This window comes from Alteromonas sp. MMG017, from assembly GCF_018100795.1.
Lineage (GTDB): Bacteria > Pseudomonadota > Gammaproteobacteria > Enterobacterales > Alteromonadaceae > Alteromonas.
Genome location: NZ_JAGJDY010000005.1, coordinates 115,361 through 135,293 on the forward strand (window position 1 = coordinate 115,361; position 19,933 = coordinate 135,293).

17 protein-coding genes are annotated in these 19,933 nt (G+C 43.1%); 13 read left to right on the plus strand and 4 right to left on the minus strand.

The annotated features are described in order from the left end of the window. Nucleotides 1-5: 5 nt before the first annotated feature. A complete protein-coding gene (locus J8L84_RS09390; protein WP_211070472.1) occupies nt 6-1,061 on the minus strand; it encodes a hypothetical protein in 1,056 nt (351 codons plus the stop codon). 337 nt (nt 1,062-1,398) lie between these two features. Between J8L84_RS09390 and J8L84_RS09395 the strand changes: the two genes are divergently transcribed. Continuing rightward, complete coding sequence (locus tag J8L84_RS09395) at nt 1,399-1,914, plus strand: Mpo1-like protein (protein WP_211070473.1); 516 nt, start codon at nt 1,399-1,401, stop codon at nt 1,912-1,914. A 109-nt stretch (nt 1,915-2,023) separates the two neighbouring features. On the opposite strand, the gene J8L84_RS09400 is transcribed toward J8L84_RS09395, so the two are convergent. Beyond that, entirely contained in the window at nt 2,024-2,680 is a 657-nt protein-coding gene (locus tag J8L84_RS09400; RefSeq protein ID WP_211070474.1) for a crotonase/enoyl-CoA hydratase family protein, read from the minus strand. A gap of 384 nt (nt 2,681-3,064) precedes the next feature. Between J8L84_RS09400 and J8L84_RS09405 the strand changes: the two genes are divergently transcribed. After that, nucleotides 3,065-3,661 (plus strand): ECF-type sigma factor, encoded by a 597-nt coding sequence (locus J8L84_RS09405; RefSeq protein WP_211070475.1) that lies wholly within the window; start codon nt 3,065-3,067, stop codon nt 3,659-3,661. 45 nt (nt 3,662-3,706) lie between these two features. Beyond that, nucleotides 3,707-7,036, plus strand: a complete 3,330-nt coding sequence (locus J8L84_RS09410; RefSeq protein WP_211070476.1) for a protein kinase — start codon at nt 3,707-3,709, stop codon at nt 7,034-7,036. An 80-nt stretch (nt 7,037-7,116) separates the two neighbouring features. Here the strand turns inward: J8L84_RS09410 and J8L84_RS09415 are convergent, their stop codons facing one another. Beyond that, a complete protein-coding gene (locus J8L84_RS09415; RefSeq protein WP_211070477.1) occupies nt 7,117-7,506 on the minus strand; it encodes a helix-turn-helix transcriptional regulator in 390 nt (129 codons plus the stop codon). Nucleotides 7,507-7,790: 284 nt separating this feature from the next. On the opposite strand from J8L84_RS09415, the gene J8L84_RS09420 reads away from it, so the two are divergent. The 3 genes from J8L84_RS09420 (at nt 7,791) to J8L84_RS09430 (ending at nt 11,890) form a co-directional block, all read left to right on the plus strand. Next, a complete protein-coding gene (locus J8L84_RS09420; RefSeq protein ID WP_211070478.1) occupies nt 7,791-11,093 on the plus strand; it encodes a hypothetical protein in 3,303 nt (1,100 codons plus the stop codon). A 186-nt stretch (nt 11,094-11,279) separates the two neighbouring features. Further along, nucleotides 11,280-11,582: a hypothetical protein gene (locus J8L84_RS09425; protein ID WP_211070479.1), complete on the plus strand. Its 303-nt coding sequence runs from the start codon at nt 11,280-11,282 to the stop codon at nt 11,580-11,582. Between the two features lie 8 nt (nt 11,583-11,590). After that, nucleotides 11,591-11,890 (plus strand): hypothetical protein, encoded by a 300-nt coding sequence (locus tag J8L84_RS09430; RefSeq protein WP_211070480.1) that lies wholly within the window; start codon nt 11,591-11,593, stop codon nt 11,888-11,890. Nucleotides 11,891-11,950: 60 nt separating this feature from the next. Here the strand turns inward: J8L84_RS09430 and J8L84_RS09435 are convergent, their stop codons facing one another. Continuing rightward, entirely contained in the window at nt 11,951-13,615 is a 1,665-nt protein-coding gene (locus tag J8L84_RS09435; RefSeq protein ID WP_211070481.1) for an NAD(P)/FAD-dependent oxidoreductase, read from the minus strand. 215 nt (nt 13,616-13,830) lie between these two features. On the opposite strand from J8L84_RS09435, the gene fdxA reads away from it, so the two are divergent. From fdxA to J8L84_RS09470, 7 genes are all read left to right on the plus strand, one after another. Then, complete coding sequence (gene fdxA / locus J8L84_RS09440; RefSeq protein ID WP_211070482.1) at nt 13,831-14,157, plus strand: ferredoxin FdxA; 327 nt, start codon at nt 13,831-13,833, stop codon at nt 14,155-14,157. Between the two features lie 66 nt (nt 14,158-14,223). After that, nucleotides 14,224-15,024, plus strand: coding sequence for an RNA methyltransferase (locus tag J8L84_RS09445; protein ID WP_211070654.1), 801 nt, complete (start codon nt 14,224-14,226; stop codon nt 15,022-15,024). 178 nt (nt 15,025-15,202) lie between these two features. Beyond that, on the plus strand, nt 15,203-16,210 hold the full coding sequence (ylqF, locus tag J8L84_RS09450; protein WP_211070483.1) for a ribosome biogenesis GTPase YlqF: 1,008 nt from the start codon (nt 15,203-15,205) through the stop codon (nt 16,208-16,210). A gap of 107 nt (nt 16,211-16,317) precedes the next feature. Continuing rightward, a complete protein-coding gene (locus J8L84_RS09455) occupies nt 16,318-17,550 on the plus strand; it encodes a hypothetical protein (RefSeq protein ID WP_211070484.1) in 1,233 nt (410 codons plus the stop codon). After that, nucleotides 17,550-18,353 carry a transglutaminase-like domain-containing protein gene (locus J8L84_RS09460; RefSeq protein ID WP_211070485.1) on the plus strand — a complete coding sequence of 268 codons (804 nt, stop codon included), beginning with the start codon at nt 17,550-17,552 and terminating at the stop codon, nt 18,351-18,353. Before J8L84_RS09455 ends, J8L84_RS09460 begins: the two co-directional genes overlap by 1 nt. 180 nt (nt 18,354-18,533) lie before the next feature. Continuing rightward, on the plus strand, nt 18,534-19,067 hold the full coding sequence (locus J8L84_RS09465) for a DUF2780 domain-containing protein (RefSeq protein WP_211070486.1): 534 nt from the start codon (nt 18,534-18,536) through the stop codon (nt 19,065-19,067). Between the two features lie 227 nt (nt 19,068-19,294). Further along, a complete protein-coding gene (locus J8L84_RS09470) occupies nt 19,295-19,783 on the plus strand; it encodes a WbuC family cupin fold metalloprotein (protein WP_211070487.1) in 489 nt (162 codons plus the stop codon). The last annotated feature ends 150 nt before the right edge of the window (nt 19,784-19,933 follow it).

Genomic DNA, 19,933 nt, shown 5'->3' on the forward strand with positions numbered 1-19,933 from the left:
GTTCGTTAAGCACACGCTGATTTATCAATATTGTCATTAGTTGTTCCAGCGCTTAACCCCCCAGTTGTTAAGTAACCAGTATTTAGAGAATTCACGAGTTCATGTGGTGCATCTACACATAAATAGACTTCGGTAGGGCGTTCACAAAAGGTACCCATCAGCGTGAACCAATAAACGGGGGTTGAAAACGTAAGCTTAATATTCGCCATACCGCGACCTATTTTTAATTGCTCTTTGTCGCACTCCCACTCGCCTGCTTCACAGGTTTGAAGGTGAGATAAAGGAATAAAAAGTAGATTGAAAAAAGTGGCATTTACAATAAGGTGCTTGTTGTGACAATAAACAGAAAAGCGCCTGCTAATTCGATGACTCGCCGTCACACTGATAATGCCGTAGAAAATGACCGACGCGACAATAATGGCAGCAATTTCACTCCATAAAATTAACAAAGAATAAGACACCCACGTCACAGCAACTAAACCTAACAGTACTAATGCGAAGTGCCATCGTTTGGCGCTAATTAAAGATAAGTTAGCCAAAGTTGCAGTATGATTTTTTGTAAACTTAGGAATGGCGTAATACCAACTTGCCGGTTCACTAGCCATAATTAGGGTTATTTCTCTTTTCTTATCGTCCGCATCAATATTGTCAATTAAGGCGTTAATTCGAGGGTCACCTTTTAGCTTTCTTGATTTCCAAAGCATAGAAACCACGTGATAAATAACCACAAACTCAATAATAAGCAGTATGGCGATAATGGGGTAGCGTACCAGGCTTAAAAATTCAAAGTAATTAGCAAGAGAGGCGGGCATAGAATAACGGGCCACCACGCTGGCAATACTGAACGGAATAATAATCTTCCATTTTTTCTGCTCACCGACTTTAATTACACAAAACCAAAAAACAGCGGGGAGTATTACAAAGTAGGCAATCAGGAAGCCAGCAGAAAGTATCTGGTCGAATGAAGAGCTAATGGTTTCTGGTAATAAGGTGAAGCCTAAAACGTAAGTAGCAACGGCTAATAATAAGTAAAGTACCCTAAAGCGAACGGCCTTGCGCATGAAACATCCTTGTAGAATTGATAACTCAATGATTTTTAGTTTTATCTTTGTCTTCGAAAAGGTAAGTTATATTGCGCGATAAGGCAATTTTTAGTGGCTTTTGCGATTAAACCTTTTTTAGGAGCTTCGCCCTACTTTTGTCGACTTTACCATTCACTATTTCTTAACTTCTCAACAAGACACGCAAGACCCAGTAAGTGTCATTACTTTCACGCGCCTACCCACGTTCTCTTCTAGTTTGCTATCCATTTGACCTAACTGTCGGCTTTACGACAGTGTGAAGTGCTATTTCTCGATAATCTCTCCTCAGTATAAGAAAAAGTTTATAGGTAGCTAAATGAAAACGCTTGAGCAGCATCTAAGTGAGTACGCTAAATACCATAGAGATCAGCGTAATATCTTTACCCATTACATTGGTATTCCCCTTATCGTTTTTGCATTTTTAAGCTTGTTAAGCCGCCCGGCTTTTGAAGTTACCGCGCCAATTGTAGGGCCATTATTGCTAAGCCCCGCGTTGTTCGTGTGGGTAATAGGTAATGTATTTTACCTAAAGTTAGATGTGAAACTTGGCTTAACTATGGTGGTGTTAACTGGGGCTTTGCTTTACATCGCACAGCCTTTAGCACAAAGCGCAACGTGGTTATGGCTATCTGCTTCAATCGGTATTTTTGTTGGCGGTTGGATTTTACAATTTGTTGGGCATCATTTTGAAGGTAAAAAGCCTGCCTTCGTAGACGATATTATGGGCTTGGCTATTGGTCCGTTGTTTGTGGTTGCAGAACTTGGCTTCGAGTTGGGTTTGCGAGGAGAACTTCAAGCGAAAATTGAAGAAACCTCAGGTGCAGTGCATTAGTTAAATTGCCCAACGGCTACGCAATGAAGCGCGCTTCGTTAAGTGGTGAAAATAGTGGAACTGCGCGAGCAGCAAATGGCACCTTTTCGGTGCCATTTTAATTTATTGTTTAGCCACGCATTTTAGATAGCGTTTCTTTGCGAAGTTGTAGCTTCGATTCAGCAAACGCTTTCGCAGGCAACATTTTAAGTTTTTCAGCATAGCCCATTGCGGTAGCAAGTACTTGCTCTTGAGGTACTGCTGCATCCAAATAGCCCACTTTTACGGCTTCCTTCCCTTGATATACACGCGAAAAGAGCAAGGCTTCGGTTAAAGAAGTAGGGGCTAAACGTGACTTCGCCAGTTCCATACCAAACGCAGGTAAAACCATGCCGATAGCGGTTTCTGTTAAACCATATTTAGTGTCACCATCTTTACCTATACGCAAGTCAGCGGCCATCAAGAATATTGCCCCTAATGCGATACTATGGCCTTCAGCGGCAACAATAAGGGGTTTAGGATAGCTGTAAAGCCTTACAATCAAGTCGGCCCCTGCTTGCACTAATTTTACTTGTTCGGTTTTATCTTCAGCTTTCATCACGGAAAGGTCGAAGCCACCGCAAAACTTATCGGCACCTCCATACATCACCACGGCATCTGCTTTTTGTTCAGCCTCATCTAATGCGTTATTCAACGCATCAATAAGGGTAAAGCCTACTGCGTTTACTTTCCCGTCATCAAAGGTAATAAGTGCTACCTTGTTTTCAATTTTTAATTCGAAAGCCATCACTGCCTCTTTATTGTTAATGCTATTCTGGGGAGTTTGTTTTTAGTGACGCTAAGAAGCAAGTTTTTTTAAATAATGAAGGGTATTGGCGTTCGCTTATACACGCAAAAGTCGAAATGCTTAAAGGCCTCCATACCGCCGATTTTCTTAGTCGAATTATTTTTAAAAGTTCGCTATCACAAGCCTTTACGAGGGGGGAATCTATATTAAGTATCCTAATTGATGAGTGTAAGTGATTGTTAGTAATAATAAATGATTATACTTCAGTTGAGTTTAGGTTTTTTGAATTATTACTTAAGATAAAGTGCATTTAAGCGTTGACTAATCGCCATATTATTTCTATGTTGGTAATTAAAGTGATTAGCCAATGCGCTAGGCAGCAGTATGGAAGATGTTCATTTGAGGGATACAAGCGGCGAATTTACCGAAGTGTTAAACGCTTGGGTAATTAATAACGATTTAAAAAGTGCCAATCAGCTTCGTAGTATTGTTTACTATCATTTAAAAGGCATGGTGAAAAAGCAGATCAGCAAAAAAGCGGAGTCTGACAATACGCTAAGCCTGCTCGACAAGCTTCCTAATACCACCTCACTCCTTCACGATGTCATTATTAAACTGACTGCGCCGGATGAAATTTTTGAAAACAGGCAGCAGTTTTATGCTTCGCTCGCGGTGTTTGTGCGCTGGATGTTGCAAGATGAAATTAAAAAGCGCTCTGCGAAAAAACGCACTAACGATTTTGATGACGTGGTACAGATAACCGACGCTTCTATTGACTCAGGTTTATATCTTAGTTTCGACAATGCGTTATCTTCACTCGAAAATGTATCTAAGCGTTGTTACCAAATAGCGCTTCTTCACTATTATCTAGGGCAAAATGTAGGCGAAATAACCTCGCAGCTCAGTTTAAGCGAATCTACGGTTTACAACGAATTGTCGGCGGCAAAAGCCTACCTTCGGGTTCAGTGCGAAGCCGCTTAGTTCACCCCGCCATAATGTTGTTCAGTTAAATCAAAAGAGCTATTCATGAAGTTTGAAAATGCTTTACTCTTTTTTCAGCACCTTATTGGGTTGGATGAAGCTAAAATGCGCGAAAATTTATCGCAGTTATGTCCAAAAGAAGCCCCAATATTCGCTGAAACCTTGGCATTGATCGATGCCCATTATGCGAATCAACAACGAAGTGGCTTCACACAGTTAGTGGGCGCTCAAGCCGATTTACTGTGTGATGATAATCACGCGAAATCCCTAGAAGGTAAACAAGTTGGCCCTTATCTGCTGAAGCACAAGCTTGGCCAGGGCGGAATGGGAGCGGTGTATTTAGGTCAGCGAAATGATGGGTTAATTGAGCAAAAAGTGGCGATTAAATTCGTTTACTCATCGATTGCCGATTTAGCGGGCGATAACTTTATACAAAGAGAAGCACAGCATCTAGCCAATTTAAATCACCCTAACATCGCTAAAATTTATACCATTGATGTTACCGAAGAGAACATTCCTTATTTGGTAATGGAATACATTGATGGCGCGCTTTTGTCTGAAGCGCCAATTTTAAATAAACAGAACCTGTCGCACGCCACGAGTGCCTACCTTTCAATTTTAATTAAGCTGTGTAGTGCCCTATTTGAAGCGCATCAAAGCGGTATTATTCACGCTGATATTAAACCGTCGAATATTATTGTGGATGAACACAACCAACCAAAGTTACTCGACTTTGGTATTTCTCACTCGTTAAGCCATCCAGATAACCAACGGCTAACTGCAGTTAGTAACGATTTCGCCAGCCCGCAACAACAAAGCGGCAATCAAGCTAAGGTGACCGATGACATCTATGCGCTAGGTAAAGTGATGGCGTTTATGTTTCAGCACCATACAACCAATGCTGAATTTGAGGCGGTCATTCAAAAAGCGACATCCAGTGAACCAAAGGATCGTTTTCAAAGTGCCGAGCAATTTAGCGATGCGCTGGAATGCTTATTCGCCAATCGGCCACTTAAGTGGTTTAAAAGCAGCAAGCCATATTACTACAAAAAATGGTTTCAACGTTCGCCCGCAACTGCGTTATCAGCCGTAATCATCCCCTGTGTACTAGCGTTAGGGGCTGCTGCACTATTTATGCAAAATAAGTCGTTACTACAAGAATCAAAGAAAACACAGCAGACACTTTCTTTTTACGACGAGTTATTTTTGGCGCACTCACCACAATCAGAAGGCGGCGGGGCATTAAGTGCCGCTGATTTTATTAACCATGGTGTTGATATCGCGTTTTCGACATCGCTGAGCGATAGCGAAACCCGTGCATCGATTGTGGCCACCTTATCTCAAACGTTATTGAACTTAGGGTATGTAGAAAAGGCAAAGTACGTTATTGAGCGACTGGATGCGCAAGACACGAGTGGTGCATTGATGCAGGCAAAAATAGCCTATTACCGCGGTGATTTGAACAGTGCAACCCACTGGCTTGCAAAACATAATAACGACTTCCCAAATACCTTTGAAAGCGAATTCCTTAACGCTCAGCTTCATTATGCCGTTACGCAAAGCGCACAAGTATTAGATACTTTAGCGAGTCTTCTAAACCGATTCGACAAGCAAATGTTGCCGGAAGATAAGTTTAGGCTGCAAAAATTCCAATGGGAAATTTTGCTTAAACACGAGCCTGCTACGTTACTTACTAGGGTTGAGGAGCCCTTGCCGTCAGATACGCCTACCCACCAAAAAGCATGGTTTGAAGGTATGAAATCATTAGCGTTAGCTAAAGACGGCGATATGGATAGCGCAGCAGCACGAATGAAATCATCACTGGCATTAGGTGAGCAAGCCTACAATGAAACCAATCCAGAGCTCGCACAATTATATGGGTATTTACTGGAAACCGCGGCGCTAATAGACGACCCACTTGTGGTAGAGTTTTTACTTAGTAAGCAGCAAAGTATTTACCTTGCACTAACGCCTTTGTTTGAAAATCAACTGATAAAAGTTTATGAGCAGCAACACAACTATTATGCCTACGGCAAAATGTATGCTCAGAGTGTGTCTTTTATAGAATCTGCGGTAGCCTTGTGTGAACAACAAAGCCATTGTGCTCGGTTAAAGTTAAAACAAGCAATAGCCTTATACCTTGTTAATGATTTCACACGTGCGCTATCGGTTATTAAGGCAGCGGTAATAAAAGCGCCGAAAAATAGTGACGGCGCGTCCAGCGAAAATTTAACGGCGTCTTTCTTTTTTTTCTCCTCGCTGGTGGCATTGAATAGTGAAATAGGTTTGGGATCTGCGGTGAAGCAAACTGATATTCAAGCATTGGCCGCGAAAGATACCTTGGGTGAGCATACCGCCTATATTATCCATACTGCTTTACGTGCAGGATTTACTGATTTAGCGATTGAGTATGGGCTCACACATACTCAAAACGATGACATCGAAAGACACTTAGCTCTGGCTTCGGCGTATGCGGTTAAAGGGGAGAAGCAAAAAGCAGAGGAAGTGTTAGCAACATCGAGTTCGCTTCCCATCAGCAAAGAGTATGGCGATACGCTTGCCAGTATTTTGCCCCCTGAGGTATTAATCGCACCTGATTTTAAGACCCTTCATATGATGGTGTTAGAGGGGCAAAATCGCTTAGTAAGTAATCGAAGAGTTGCAGGGGTAACCGCGCCAACCCACGGGGACAGCCTTAAAATGGGCACGCCTTTTACTTTTAAGTGGAATAAAGATGCCCTTAAAGGCGAAAGCATTTCTTTGTATATCAATCATAAGCTAAATTTTGAAGCCAAAGCGTTTGATTCATTTGAAAACATACAAGGCTTGCGCTGGCAGATGTTTGCTAAGCAAGTACCTAACACGGGCGAAGTAGAGATAGATCCTTTCTTTCTTATGGCAAATGGCGGGCAGGGTTTTAAGGTAATGATGGTATCCGATCAAGGCTATTGGTCACTGAGCGATGGCTCGTTTGGTGTACTAAATGGCACTGCGATAGATAACGGCATTACCCATACTATCAATCCCCGTTTACTCGTTGATGCTGTCAGTAAACCTGAAGCGTCTGAGGTTTATAATGTGGGCGAGCGTAATACTATTGAATGGGACAATGCCGCGTTAAAAGGCGATGCCGTAGGGATATATGTACTTCACGACAACCCTATTAATATTGGCAACGGACGCAATGCGCAGATCACTACTGTGTTGAAACGACGTTGGTACTTAGTGACAAGTAGGACACCCAACTCGGGAGAGTATGGGCTAGATCCAGCGCAATTTAATGGTCAAGGAAATGCCTATAAAATACTTATTATAAGTGACTCAGGTTATTGGGCTGTGTCCGATGAGCGATTTACGGTAGTTAATCCGCATTAACAGCTTCTAAAAATACCTAAGAATAATCACGTGTTATTAGCCTGTGATATTAGGCGATGCGAAGGCGTAGCGACAACCTATTAACGGCTTGCCGCGAAGGCCTTCGTATTATCGGTTTGGGTAAAAATTGCGGGGCTCACACCTTCGTATTTTTTGAATAAGGTAGAGAAGGTTTTGTGTTCATAGAAGCCTAGCTTATCGGCAATAGTGGAAGGTCTTTCACCCACTAAGAGTAATTTCCTCGCCTCTGCAATACGCATTGTATCTATACAAGCTTTAGGCGATTTCCCGTAGTGCTTCTGGCATAAGCGCCTAAGGGTCGACACATCCATATTTAGGGCGTTGGCCATATTACTTACCCGTATATCACACATGTCGTGACTCAGCGCTCTTCTATCTATTTCACAGCTAAGCTGTTGTTCAAATTTCACCATGAACCGTATTTTTCGTTCTGCCTCACTTACCTTCATTGCCTTTAACCTACTTGAAATTGGCTATGACGGTATTGTGTTTTTATTCCACTTATCGCGGTAGAAAGAAAATGCGCAGGTATTTTCCAAAATAAAATTTAATTTTTTCGTTTTTACTATTCTTTTTTGTGTTTTGTGTTTTTGGTTTTGCAGCGCTTTGCGATAGCAATTTTCACCTGTGTGATGAACAAGTTGCGCGATTTAAGGAAGGAAAGGGGCGGGCGATTAGGTTTATGCTTTTTTAGTTTAATGTTTAACCAATAAAAAGTATAAGGAAGTGTTTCATGTTCATCAGAGCAAATTATAAGAAAAGCATTATTGCTGCATCACTGGTACTAGCCTTGTCAGGTTGTAACGACGATGATAAAGAAAATGTTATTGTAAATGAAGAAGAGGCGGTTAATGAAGAGGTCGTTAATGTTGTCCCCGTCGCTCAAGCCGGTGAGGATGCAACCGTTGAAGAGAATACGCAGGTTACACTATCCGGTAGTGGTATTGATGATGACGGTACAATTGCATCCTATAGTTGGGTGCAAACCGAAGGCGTAGCGGTGACGTTAACCAATGCCGACCAAGCTTCTGCTGAATTTACCGCCCCAGATGTGAAACCTTCCGAAACACTTACGTTCGAACTGACTGTTACTGATGATGCTGGGGCGACTGCCACCGATAGCGTATCTGTTACAGTGACTCACATCAACGCATCGCCGACAATTTCAATATCAGCACAAGAAGTAGAAGAGAAAGAGGCTCACTCTATTGATGCGGTAGCTGAAGATGACGGTGAAATTGCCAGTTATTTGTGGGTTCAAACGAGCGGTACAGAAGTTGAGCTAAGCGGTGCGACTACTGCAACGCTTTCCTTTATTGCACCTTCAGTAGAGGGCGATGAAACTTTATCCTTTGCCCTTACCGTAGAAGATGATGAAGGTGAGACGACGACTGAAACGGTGAACGTTAATGTACTTCAGAAAAACGTAGAATTAACGTTAGTAGGGCTAGTGACTGATTCCCCTATTATTGATGCAAACGTTGTTATTAACGTGGGTGATGAGCAACAGGAAGTGACAGCCGGTAGTGATGGAAGTTATACCGCCACACTGAGTGTGGATGACGATGCGACTGATAAAATGGTGTCTATTGTAGCCAGTGGTGTAGGATCGCAAACGCAAGCTAAACTTATGTCAGTGCTGGGGTCGGTTGAGGCTCTCAATGAAGCCTCTACCGGTGACGGAGAGGTAACAAAAGATGATTTTTTCGGCGTGAATGTGACCAACGTTACCACTGCAAACGCCGGTTTAATGCAGCGAGAAAATCTGGGCGCCCCCATCGTTGATGACGAAACACTTGCGGCACTGAATCTTCGAGTTTCACAACAAGAGAAATTTGCGCTAGCCACCGCGATTAAGGTGGCAATAGATAAAGCGGGCGATGATGCCAGCTTAGCCCTTCCTGACGGTATAGTTGATACGCTAGCACTAGCCCAAAATCCTGAAGCTTCCACAGCTTATATTGAAACCATTGAAGATACCGAGGCTTATGCGTCAGCTTACGAAGAAATTATTGCAGACCCAGAGCTAGTAGATAGTGATTTAGATTCATCGGTTACCACCTACTTTTTGCTTGATTACTACAATCCTTTAATTAGTTATCCTGGCAAAAAGCTTACGTTAACCAGTAATACGACGGCGACTTATAGCAACTATTTAGGCACGTTTGAAGCTGAACGATTTAGCGATAACAGTGAGATAACGTTGGAATTTGATGAGGGCGTTTATCGGTTCTCGCAAAGTGAATTTGTCGACGTTAACGGGGTTATTCAGGAAGTTGAAGTAGGATATGATTACCATGAAATCACTTTTTTACCGCTAAGTGAGCAAGATGGCGTAGTCACGTTTGAAGTGACGTCGCTTTACTCAAAGTATTACCCCAATGGTGAATTGGAAGACATTCACAATATTATCGATGATCCTTCGCAAGTTACGGCAATTACCTTAAATAACGCCACAGAAATTACCATTGATAGTGCCGACAATAAGGCGTTGTCACTACCCGTGACTTCTTCTTTTTTTGAACCTGATAACAATAACTTATTTACCTTCAATTGGTCTTCAGACACGTTTGAATTTAACGAAGACGGGACGGGCAATACCCGAGTTGTCGATAATGATTTTACATGGGTGAAGCAACCTTACGGGTTAAAACCTGATATCAACGAACTTGTCATTACATTTGATGACGGAACAACACTGTCTTATGTGCAGCTAACCGACTCAAGCGACAATAATCTTTATGCGGTTAGCGGAATCTCGTCAGACGGACAACGCGATTCATATAAAGTAGATGCTGGGGGCGCGGTAACCGATGAAGATAAGTTCGACGTGGCATCTGTACCCGGTATCTATACTTACGCCTTTGATGGAGACAGCCTTAATGAATTTTGGTGGGAGCTTTGGCCGAATGGAAAGGCCTATACCATTGAAGTCGGTGATTACAACGGTGACGGCAAAATTACAACAGAAGAAATTTTGGTGATGTATGGTAATTGGTCAGTGGAAGCGAATGGGGAACTACAAATAAATCGCTACCGCTTTACTGACTATAGTTGGCCAGGTTGTTTCAACGAATCTGCAGATTGTTACTTATACAACAGTCGAACATGGTCGGTATTTGCTCAGGTTGGCGATGCCTATCATATTACAAATCTGCACAAATTTGATTTTAATCAACAAGATGGCAGCAGCGGATTCGATGGCATCGTTGATTACTTTACTCAAGATAACCGCCGCGTGTCGAAACAGGCGAACCGTCCTGTAACCGTAACACTGCCTGAACACCCGCATTTACCAGCGCTACCGCCTCAAGCGTTTGTAAATTTAGTGGCACCTTCAGGTTACATAGGTACAACAATATATGGTGTTGAGCAAAACGGGTTGTACACAGTAGATGATGCGTCGATTACATTAAGCCTAGAAGCGGACGAAACTTATACTCGAACTTTCGAAGCGTTGTCGCAAGGCAGTGAAAGTGGAAGTTACGTAGTTGCCCCAGATAACAGCGTACTTTTACAAGCTAGTGGTATTGCGGCACCAAACGCGCTTCAAGCATTTCTACTGTCTTCTGATGACGTATTGATAGGTGCTCATTTAGGTGCGCCAGTTCCGTTTTTTGAAACTCAGCAAGAGGCTGATGATTATGAAACGGTGTTAAGAGAAGGAACTTCAGTTGCTTCGTTTGATTCGTTAAAAGATAAGAGTCTAGTGTTGGTAGACGCATCACAAAACGGTGAATGGTCTGCCACTTATTTACAGTTTGATGGCACCAATGTGGTCACCTATACCGACAGCACTTACTCAGAAGTAGACAATAGTTTCGGCTATGCGTTGAACGATGATGGGAGCATAGATATTGACGGTAGATTGTATCTCTCTTTGAGTACTACTGGATTCTCGGTATTCGTTTCTGATGAAGGAGAGGGTGATTATATTGACTTCAACTATCTTTTTGAAGATACGACACTAGCGGCTCAGTTCGTTGAAAATGCGAATAATGTGCGTGCGACGGCAGAGCAGTTGGGTGACAACTGACTGCCTAATTCCTAAATTAACTTTGAATAATTAAAAGGGCCTGACGGCCCTTTTTTATTATTAATGGTTAAATCTGCTCGATAACTAAGCCGAAGATCAGTATTTTACTTTATTAACTGTTAGTAAGCTTTCCTTGCTAGACAACACTAGCGAATTAATTGAATACTTAAAAAGGAAAGCAAGCATATGAAACAACTCACTGAATTAGAATTAAATGAAGTGGCTGGTGGCTACGAATGGGAGCAAATCGGCGTGGGTATTGCTATGGTAGGGCTAGGTATTGCTATTGTATCTACCGCTGGATTGGCAACCGTTCCTATTGCCTTGGCGGGCGCAGCAACGATAGGTGAAATTGGGTTAGGTGCAGCAGGCATAGGTCTAGCTGGTATGGGAGGCCTAGCCATTGGTGGCGGTGCGAGTGGCAGCTCAAGCAGCTCTAGCAGCTCAAGCAGCATGAAAATGCAAGAATCTGAAACTGAAGACGAATAGAGCCAACTATGTATAAAGTCATTGTGAGTGGAAATAATATTGATACCGTATCTGCACTAAAAGTGCTACGTACGCTGGTTGATTTACCGCTGTCGAAGGTGATTCAAATGGCGAAAGCCATTAGCTCACTTGAGCGCTTTACTTTGGTAAGTGGTGTTGATGAAGCGTATGCTCAGCAATTAGCGCTTGAATTCGCAAACGTTCAAGTGGATGCCAAAGTCGAGCCTTGTGATACTGAGGAGCGGGTAGTAAGGGTTCCGCTGGCGCAGCATCGAAAGAAATGGCGTTTATTTGGCTTGCTTAAATGACTCTCTAACGGTCAGCAATAACACTGACCGTATTCTGCCTACTTGTAGAATTACTCCGCGCTAGGAATGAGTGCTAGAGGGCACTAAAGCCAGTGCTACCGCTTCTGCTACGCGAATGCCATCAATACCTGCAGACCAGATGCCTCCTGCATAGCCTGCCCCTTCGCCTGCCGGGTACAAACCCTCAATATTCACGCTCTCGTAGTGTTTATCACGTTTGATACATACTGGTGATGAAGTACGGGTTTCAACGCCGGTTAGCATACCATCAGCCTTAGCAAAGCCTTTGATTTGACGATTAAATGCGGGAATGGCTTCGCGGATAGATTCGATAACAAAATCAGGAACGACTTTACTTAAATCTGTCAGGGTAATACCTGGTGTATAAGAAGGCTTTACGTCACCCACTTCTTCGCTTGGTTTGCCAGCTAAAAAGTCGCCAATAAGCTGCGCGGGTGCGTGGTAGTTTTCGCCGCCAACCTTATAAGCCAATTCCTCTAGTTTACGCTGAAGATCTATGCCCGCCAACGGGTGTTCTGGGTAATCTATTTCAGGGGTAATACCTACCACAATAGCGCTGTTGGCATTTCGTTCGTGACGAGAATATTGGCTCATGCCATTGGTGACTACGCGGCCTGGTTCAGATGCTGCAGCCACAACAGTTCCACCTGGACACATACAAAAGCTGTATACAGTACGGCCATTTCTACAGTGGTGCACAAGTTTGTAATCGGCTGCGCCCAAAATAGGGTTTCCAGCGTTATCGCCAAATCGACAGCTGTCGATCATGCTTTGTTCGTGTTCAATTCTAAAACCAATTGAGAAGGGCTTAGCTTCTATGTACACACCTTGGTCATAAAGTGATTGAAAGGTATCGCGCGCGCTATGGCCTATTGCCATAATCACTTTGGTGCAGGGGAGGTAGCTACCGTCAGATAAGAAAAGCCCTTTAATTTTATGGCTTTTTGACTGTTCATCTACACCAGAGCTGTTTGTATCAGCACCAGGGCTGTCTAAATCCAAACGTTCTACCCGAGTACTGAAGCGAATTTCACCGCCAAGAGAAATGATCTGCTCGCGCATTTTCTCTACCATGCTCACCAGTTTAAACGTACCAATATGCGGCTTACTCACATACATGATTTCTTCAGGGGCGCCAGCAGCAACAAATTCATTCAATACCTTACGGCCATAATGCTTGCGATCTTTTACCTGACTATATAGCTTGCCGTCAGAAAAAGTGCCCGCGCCGCCTTCGCCAAATTGTACATTCGACTCTGGGTTTAAGGGTTGTTTACGCCAAAAACCAAAGGTGTCTTTGGTGCGTTCACGAACAGCTTTACCTCGCTCAAGTACAATGGGTTTGAAACCCATTTGTGCCAAAATCAGCGCAGCGAATAGACCGCAAGGCCCAAGACCAACCACCACTGGACGGTCTGTAATATCACTTGGTGCAGTGGCAACAAACTTATAACGCATGTCAGGGGTTAATCGCACGCTGGTATCTTTGGCGAATTTTTCGAGCAGTGCAGCTTCGTTTTCTACCGCTACATCAAGGGTGTAAATAAGCTGGATGTCTCTATTGTTACGCGCATCGTAACCTCGTTTAAATACCGTGGTTTCAAGAAGCATCGACTTTGTGATTTGAAGCTTGTGCAAAATTGCGTTTTCTATCGCAACTTCATCGTGATCTAGCGGTAATTTAATATCGGTTAAACGCAACATAATAATAGGTACTCTTAGCTTTGCCGGACGGCCTTTCCGTCAGGGCGCGCGTATGGTAAATCAGCAACAAGACTAATACTAGCTGCAATCACGGGTAAGCAGTGGGTTAATTAGCTTATTTACCTTAGAATAATAGAGTAAAAAGAAATTTGAGTTTTACACAGGCTAATTTAAACTTGGCACCCTGAAATAATAACCCAAGCATGTAGGTGCAAATGACCTTTGTAGTGACAGACAATTGCATAAACTGTAAGTACACAGACTGTGTTGCAGTATGCCCAGTAGATGCATTCTTTGAAGGACCTAATTTTTTAGCCATAGATCCTGCTATATGTATCGATTGTGCGCTATGTGTGCCTGAATGTCCTGCCGACGCCATTGTTCAAGACACGCACCTCACTGATGCGCAAAAACCGTATTTGGCCATCAACGAAGCGCTTGCCGCGAAATGGCCTAACATCATCGAGCTTAAAGCGCCGCCTGAAGACGCCGATGTATGGAATGGTGTGCCAGATAAACTCGCCTTGCTTGAACACGAATAGCGTGCCCGATTAATAAACAACAATGCACCTGTACGCTTCGTCTCCTAAAACGGAAAAAATAGAATGTTGAAACTGGATGATGTTAAAAAGCTGCATCAGAAAAAATACCGTAGCCAATTCGGCTTTTATTTAGTGGAAGGCGAGCATTTGGTATTGGAGCTTGCTAAGACGATAAATGCTCATACTAGTGAAAAGCTAAGTGCAGAATCTATCACGCTTTACATCACCGATGACTTTGAACAAAAGGCGAGGGCACTTGATTCGGGTTTTACGGTTGTAAACGTCACCCAAAAGCAAATGTCACAGTTAAGTGATACTAAAACGCCACAAGGTATTATTGCCTGTGTGCCACTGCCTAGCCCTACAGCTAGCGCAGCCAATACTCTAGAGAATGCGTCGAATAAAGGTTCGAAACAAGAGCTTAAACATACAGGTAAGCAGCGCTATGTGTATCTGCACGAAGTTCAAGACCCAGGAAATTTAGGCACCATAATAAGAACATTAGCCTGGTTCGATAATTTCACCTTATTACTAAGCCCCAACAGCGTAGACCCTTTTAATTCTAAAGTGGTGCGTTCAAGTATGGGGGCAATCTTTCACGTGCCTATTGAATTAGACGTGAGCCTAAACGCATTACAATCCCGCTTTAGCCGGTTTGCCTATTTAGATATGGCAGGTGAAGCCGTTACCGCATCGTCGTTTTCAGATTTCGACTGCTACTTATTTGGTAATGAGGCCCGCGGCGTTCCTAAATCGGCGCTTTCTCAGTTTAATGCCGAGGCGTACACCATAGCCGGCAGTGGTAAGATAGATTCGCTTAACTTGGCCAGTGCCGTGAATATGTGTGTTTATGAGTTGTCCCGTTAGCCTTTTGCTAAGGTTAATCAAACATATATTCACCCCACTGCGACAATACGCAGTAAACTCATTATTGAAAGATTAATGCGGCTTAGCGTTATTCGCTGGTTCCTCATTAGCTTGATAACAACCTAGACATTAGCAAAGTACTAATAGCTTGGTATCACACCCGAAAAGGATAATAACAGTGGCCTTACAATGGTTTCCTGGGCACATGCACAAAGCCCTTAAAGAGATTAAGGAATCGCTTAGTCAGGTAGATGTACTGATTGAGGTGCTTGATGCACGCATCCCGTTTTCAAGCGAAAACCCAGAGATTGCAAAATTACGAGGCGATAAGCCGTGCATAAAAATTCTCAATAAGTACGACTTGGCCGACCCGGAAATAACGGCGCAGTGGCAAGCATACTTGGAATCTGAACGTGGGGTTAAAACCCTTACTACTTCTAGCGATAACCCTGCTAGTAGTAAACAAGTGATGGGGCTGATTAAAACCATTTGTGCGCACAAAGACGTGCAGCATAAAGCGATTAAAGCCATGATCACGGGAATTCCAAACGTAGGGAAGTCTACCCTTATAAATATTTTGGCCGACCGTATTATAGCTAAAACCGGTAACGAGCCAGCGGTGACGAAAAGCCAGCAACGTATTAATTTAGGTGATGGCATTGTGCTTTTCGATACCCCAGGGGTGTTATGGCCAAAGCTAGAAAACCCTAATTCTATTTATCGTTTAGCGTCTTCAGGGGCGGTTAAGAACACCGCCATGGAATATGATGATGTAGGGTTTTACGCTGCCGATTACCTAATTAAAGCGTATCCTGAAGTGCTAAAAACGAATTACAAATTAGAAGACATTCCTGACACTGAAATAGAGTTTTTAGAAGCCGCGGCAAAAAAGCGGGGCGCGATAATGACTGGTGGGCGCGTAAATCTTCACAAAATATGTGAAGTATTATTGAACGAACTGCAATCAGGTAAATTAGGCCGAATAACCCTAGAAACGCCAGAGATGATTGAAGTCGAAAAACGTGAAATAGCAGAAGCGGCAGCAAAGAAAGCCGCTGATAACGCCAAGCGCAAGCAACGGTTCAAAGATGGCTCGCTTACGCCAGATAAAAAAGCTAGAAAAGAAAAACGAAATGAAAAGCGTGAAGCACAAAGTATAAGAATGAAGAAAAACGCGAAGAAGTAGCGCGCGCAAAAGAATATAGAAATATTCGCATAAAAGACGTATTGTAAATTAATTGAACCAGCAGAACGCTTGTTAACCAATGACATATAATCAAGGAACGACTATTTATGAAGTTAGGCAGTGTTTTTACCATTGTATCATTCTCAAGCTTGTTAGCGTTTAACGCCAGTGCAGTTGACTTAGTCAATATCAATGATTTTCCAGACTGGTTCAAAGATGCAATGGGAAGAGATACGAAAGTCACAAACACTTCACCCATAGAAATAGCTGATTTCCAAGTAAATAGTCCGGTATTGGGGCAAGCTACGTTGCAAGATGCTGCTGACGGTACGTGGTACTACACCATCGATATTGGTACCGGTGCACCAGTAGAGTGTTACGCATTTAGCGAATTTGATGGCCCTGCCAATTCACTGTATTCAGTTGCAGAATACAGCTTGTCGGGAGTGGAAGCGCTCAATGAAAAAAAGCTTTCCGGTCAATTTAACTATGCTATGGATGTGGGTGTAGTAGATGCTACGCCTTACCTTTCACTCGACACTTTGTATACGGTGGGAGAGGATGATGAAAAGGTATCAGGCCTTTTAAAAGGTCTGTCTGCAGAAACTGATAATAGCTTGCAAGTCTGCATACATAACGAAATGGGTTATCAAAACGCGTTTGTTGCTGTGTTCAAATCATTTGTACGGGCGTTTACTGCCGGCCAACCGTCTTCAGAATTCTATAAATCTACCTATCAAGTATTAATAAATGACATCCCCATGGGGTTCACCCGTGAAAAATACATTGAAGATAACGAAGGCGATATTGAAATTGAAGTAGGGACAGCATTTATCATCCCTGTAGATGAAACATCAATTGCGCGTTCAGATTCCGTCGCTTTTTCTTGGAGCAGTCCCGATGGCGCTTTGATTAACGCCAGCGAATATACTATTGAAAATAGCACTATGGCATCAAGCTTTAATATTGATTATGTTGAAGACGCTTGGCAGATTAAAGGTGAGCTGCAAGGCAAACCGGTAGAAATGGAGCTAGCCCACAAAGACTGGTTACTATCAAGCTACGGCAGCTATTTGGAATCAGTTAAAATGCTTAATTCAGACACTAACTCCGGCAGTTTCTACATGTGGACGGCTGATGCTGATCCTACCGCTGCAATTGAGGTTGTCATTACCGAAATGGCTAATAATCCAAATGGCAACATCAAGATTGACATGGGTCCAATGGTCATGACTATGTTGTCTGACAAAAAAGGCATCATTAGTAAGGGTATTATGCAACAAGGTGGGCTTAAAATGGACATGGTGCTAATGCATTTTGAAGGGAACCCAATATTATAATGCGGTTTTTAAGCCGTTTACCTATTGGGTTGAGCCTACTAGTTGGTTTTGCGTTTACTTATACAGCAAGTGCGCAATCTGTGCCCTCAATGGCTGAAATAGGTATCGAGCTTGCTGAAGGTCAGGCTTTGCCACTTTCAAGGCGCATTAATTTTGAGCTGGTATCGTCAAACTCAAATAAGCTGGCTACCCACCTAGCAAGTTGGGAAGGGGTTTCTGCCGAACAGCTGAGCGATAATCGCTTATCAATTACTTTATCTTTAATGCCTCGTTATAGTAAACCAGTTAATGAAAAGCATAGCGCAGATAGTTTTGTTGTGGATTTAAGCGAGCCCAGTACGAAAGCGTTCGTTGCTAGCTATCAACAAGCTTATGCCGATGTGCCTTTTAAGTTAGAGCATCTTGCAGCCTTTGTTGATGGCTATATTGTTGACCCAAACTATATTCACGGTTTTAACATTGCTTCGGTGGTTGCCAGCCAACGCAGCGGTGATTGCACAGAATATGCGGTACTGACAGCGGCATTGGCTCGCTCTTTAGGTCTATCTGCAAGAGTCATTATTGGTACTGTCATTGTTGAGCAAACTGATCATGTCAATGCGTTTGGGCACGCTTGGACTGAAGTGTGGCATAATGGACAATGGCACATTGTAGATTCAGCCTTATATCGCTCAGATGCAACACAGCAATTTTATTTGCCAGCCTCTGAATTAGACAACGAAGGGCCGGGTTATGGGATGGGGCTTGCTAGGGCCTTTGTACTTATGCCCGAGAAACTTGATTCACTTCGTAGTAGGCTCTGAAGGTATTCACACAACTATGATATAACAGCTCAGCCCTGTACGAATAAGTGCTAGGGCGTAGTTTTATCCTTTTGCCTAATTGCGATAATTTCAAATACGCATAGAATTGTGGCTCTTAAAATCACTAAGGATGGATTGTCGGCAGCGCCCTTTGCACCCTGCTCACAATAAAAAATAAATATGAAAAAAATTTACGCTCTAGTTTTAGTATCAGGACTTACCGTTGCTCCTCAAAGCCATGCCGAAGGATGGTTGGATTCCCTTAAAGGCTTGTTTGGTATGACCGAAGAAGTTGAAGCCGTACCCAATATTTCTGACATGACACGCTCAGTCAGTGACGCGGTAGGCATTACTGAATCTCAAGCGACAGGTGGCTTAGCATCTATCTTCAACTACGCAAAAGATAATATTTCAGCTAGCCAGTTCAGTGAGCTTAGTAACGCGTTGCCAGGGCTTGATTCTCTATTGGGCTCAGTGCCTGATATTAGCAACGTAACTTCTGAAGGCGGTTTAAGCAGTATTCTTGATAAAGCCGCAAGTTATAGCGATAGCTTTAAATCAGTTAATGAATTGAACAAGCAATTTGAAGCGCTAGGCCTAGAACCAGAGCAGATTATGCAAATTGTGAATAGTGCAAAAGCTTACCTTGATACCGAGCAAGGGCAAGAGATTAAAGCACTATTGGTTGAAGGTTTAGGCAAGTTCAGCGGCTAACATAAAACGCTAAGCCTAAGGCTCAGACTGTGACCGAATGACAAAGGCGAGCAATATGCTCGTCTTTTTGCTTTTTCAACACTGTCGATGCTAACGTAAAGGGTACTACAAAATACGAGAAGCCCTCGTTGACCGGGCTACGCGTTAATCTAAATGTGCAGGCCTTTAGCCCTTTTGGGCGTCGAAGACAGGCAACCCTGTTAAAAAAGCAATACAAGGAAGGTGTCATGCTTAACCATATCCAGCTTTTTAATCACGAACAGCGCGACGCACTTAAAGAAAGTGCGAAAAATAGCCCAAGACGAAGAGCGAATCACAACGTTCATAAAAGTTATGAAGATTTAGTCCAGCGCCTATTCATTGCAATGGAGCCAGACTCTTATGTTCGTCCGCATCGCCATACCCAAGAGCACAAATGGGAGTTTTTTATGGCTGTGGAAGGGAGTATCGATTTACTCTTTTTTGACAACAATGCTGTATTGACTAGGCGCATAACCTTAAGCGCCGGAGGTGATTGTGTAGGGGTAGAGATCCCGCCTAACGTATGGCATGCCACGGTTTGTTTTGAGCCAGTGGTATTTATGGAAGTGAAACAAGGGCCCTACGAAGTCATGGACGACAAGGGCTTTGCAAGTTGGGCGCCTGAAGAAGGCGATGTAGCGGTTGCGGCTTTTTTAGAGAAACTAAAAGGGGCTGAAATAGGTACGCAGTTTTAACGTTTATTGTGCTTGAAACAGAAGCTCGCAACAGTCGCTTGTAATAAAAGTTTGTGATTAACGTTTCATCCAACATGCGTTAGCACTTTTGATATTTATCAAAGCATGAAAAGTGATCGCCCATACCGCGATTAATAAGTGTATGAGCGA

Coding starts and splice junctions, on each gene's coding strand:
- J8L84_RS09400 (WP_211070474.1), bottom strand. CDS start 2,680: ATGGCTTTCGAATTAAAAATTGAAAACAAGGTAGCACTTATTACCTTT.
- J8L84_RS09415 (WP_211070477.1), bottom strand. CDS start 7,506: ATGAAGGTAAGTGAGGCAGAACGAAAAATACGGTTCATGGTGAAATTT.
- J8L84_RS09460 (WP_211070485.1), top strand. CDS start 17,550: ATGCGGTTTTTAAGCCGTTTACCTATTGGGTTGAGCCTACTAGTTGGT.
- J8L84_RS09390 (WP_211070472.1), bottom strand. CDS start 1,061: ATGCGCAAGGCCGTTCGCTTTAGGGTACTTTACTTATTATTAGCCGTT.
- fdxA (WP_211070482.1), top strand. CDS start 13,831: ATGACCTTTGTAGTGACAGACAATTGCATAAACTGTAAGTACACAGAC.
- J8L84_RS09430 (WP_211070480.1), top strand. CDS start 11,591: ATGTATAAAGTCATTGTGAGTGGAAATAATATTGATACCGTATCTGCA.
- J8L84_RS09405 (WP_211070475.1), top strand. CDS start 3,065: ATGGAAGATGTTCATTTGAGGGATACAAGCGGCGAATTTACCGAAGTG.
- J8L84_RS09410 (WP_211070476.1), top strand. CDS start 3,707: ATGAAGTTTGAAAATGCTTTACTCTTTTTTCAGCACCTTATTGGGTTG.
- J8L84_RS09465 (WP_211070486.1), top strand. CDS start 18,534: ATGAAAAAAATTTACGCTCTAGTTTTAGTATCAGGACTTACCGTTGCT.
- J8L84_RS09420 (WP_211070478.1), top strand. CDS start 7,791: ATGTTCATCAGAGCAAATTATAAGAAAAGCATTATTGCTGCATCACTG.
- J8L84_RS09470 (WP_211070487.1), top strand. CDS start 19,295: ATGCTTAACCATATCCAGCTTTTTAATCACGAACAGCGCGACGCACTT.
- J8L84_RS09395 (WP_211070473.1), top strand. CDS start 1,399: ATGAAAACGCTTGAGCAGCATCTAAGTGAGTACGCTAAATACCATAGA.
- J8L84_RS09455 (WP_211070484.1), top strand. CDS start 16,318: ATGAAGTTAGGCAGTGTTTTTACCATTGTATCATTCTCAAGCTTGTTA.
- J8L84_RS09435 (WP_211070481.1), bottom strand. CDS start 13,615: ATGTTGCGTTTAACCGATATTAAATTACCGCTAGATCACGATGAAGTT.
- J8L84_RS09425 (WP_211070479.1), top strand. CDS start 11,280: ATGAAACAACTCACTGAATTAGAATTAAATGAAGTGGCTGGTGGCTAC.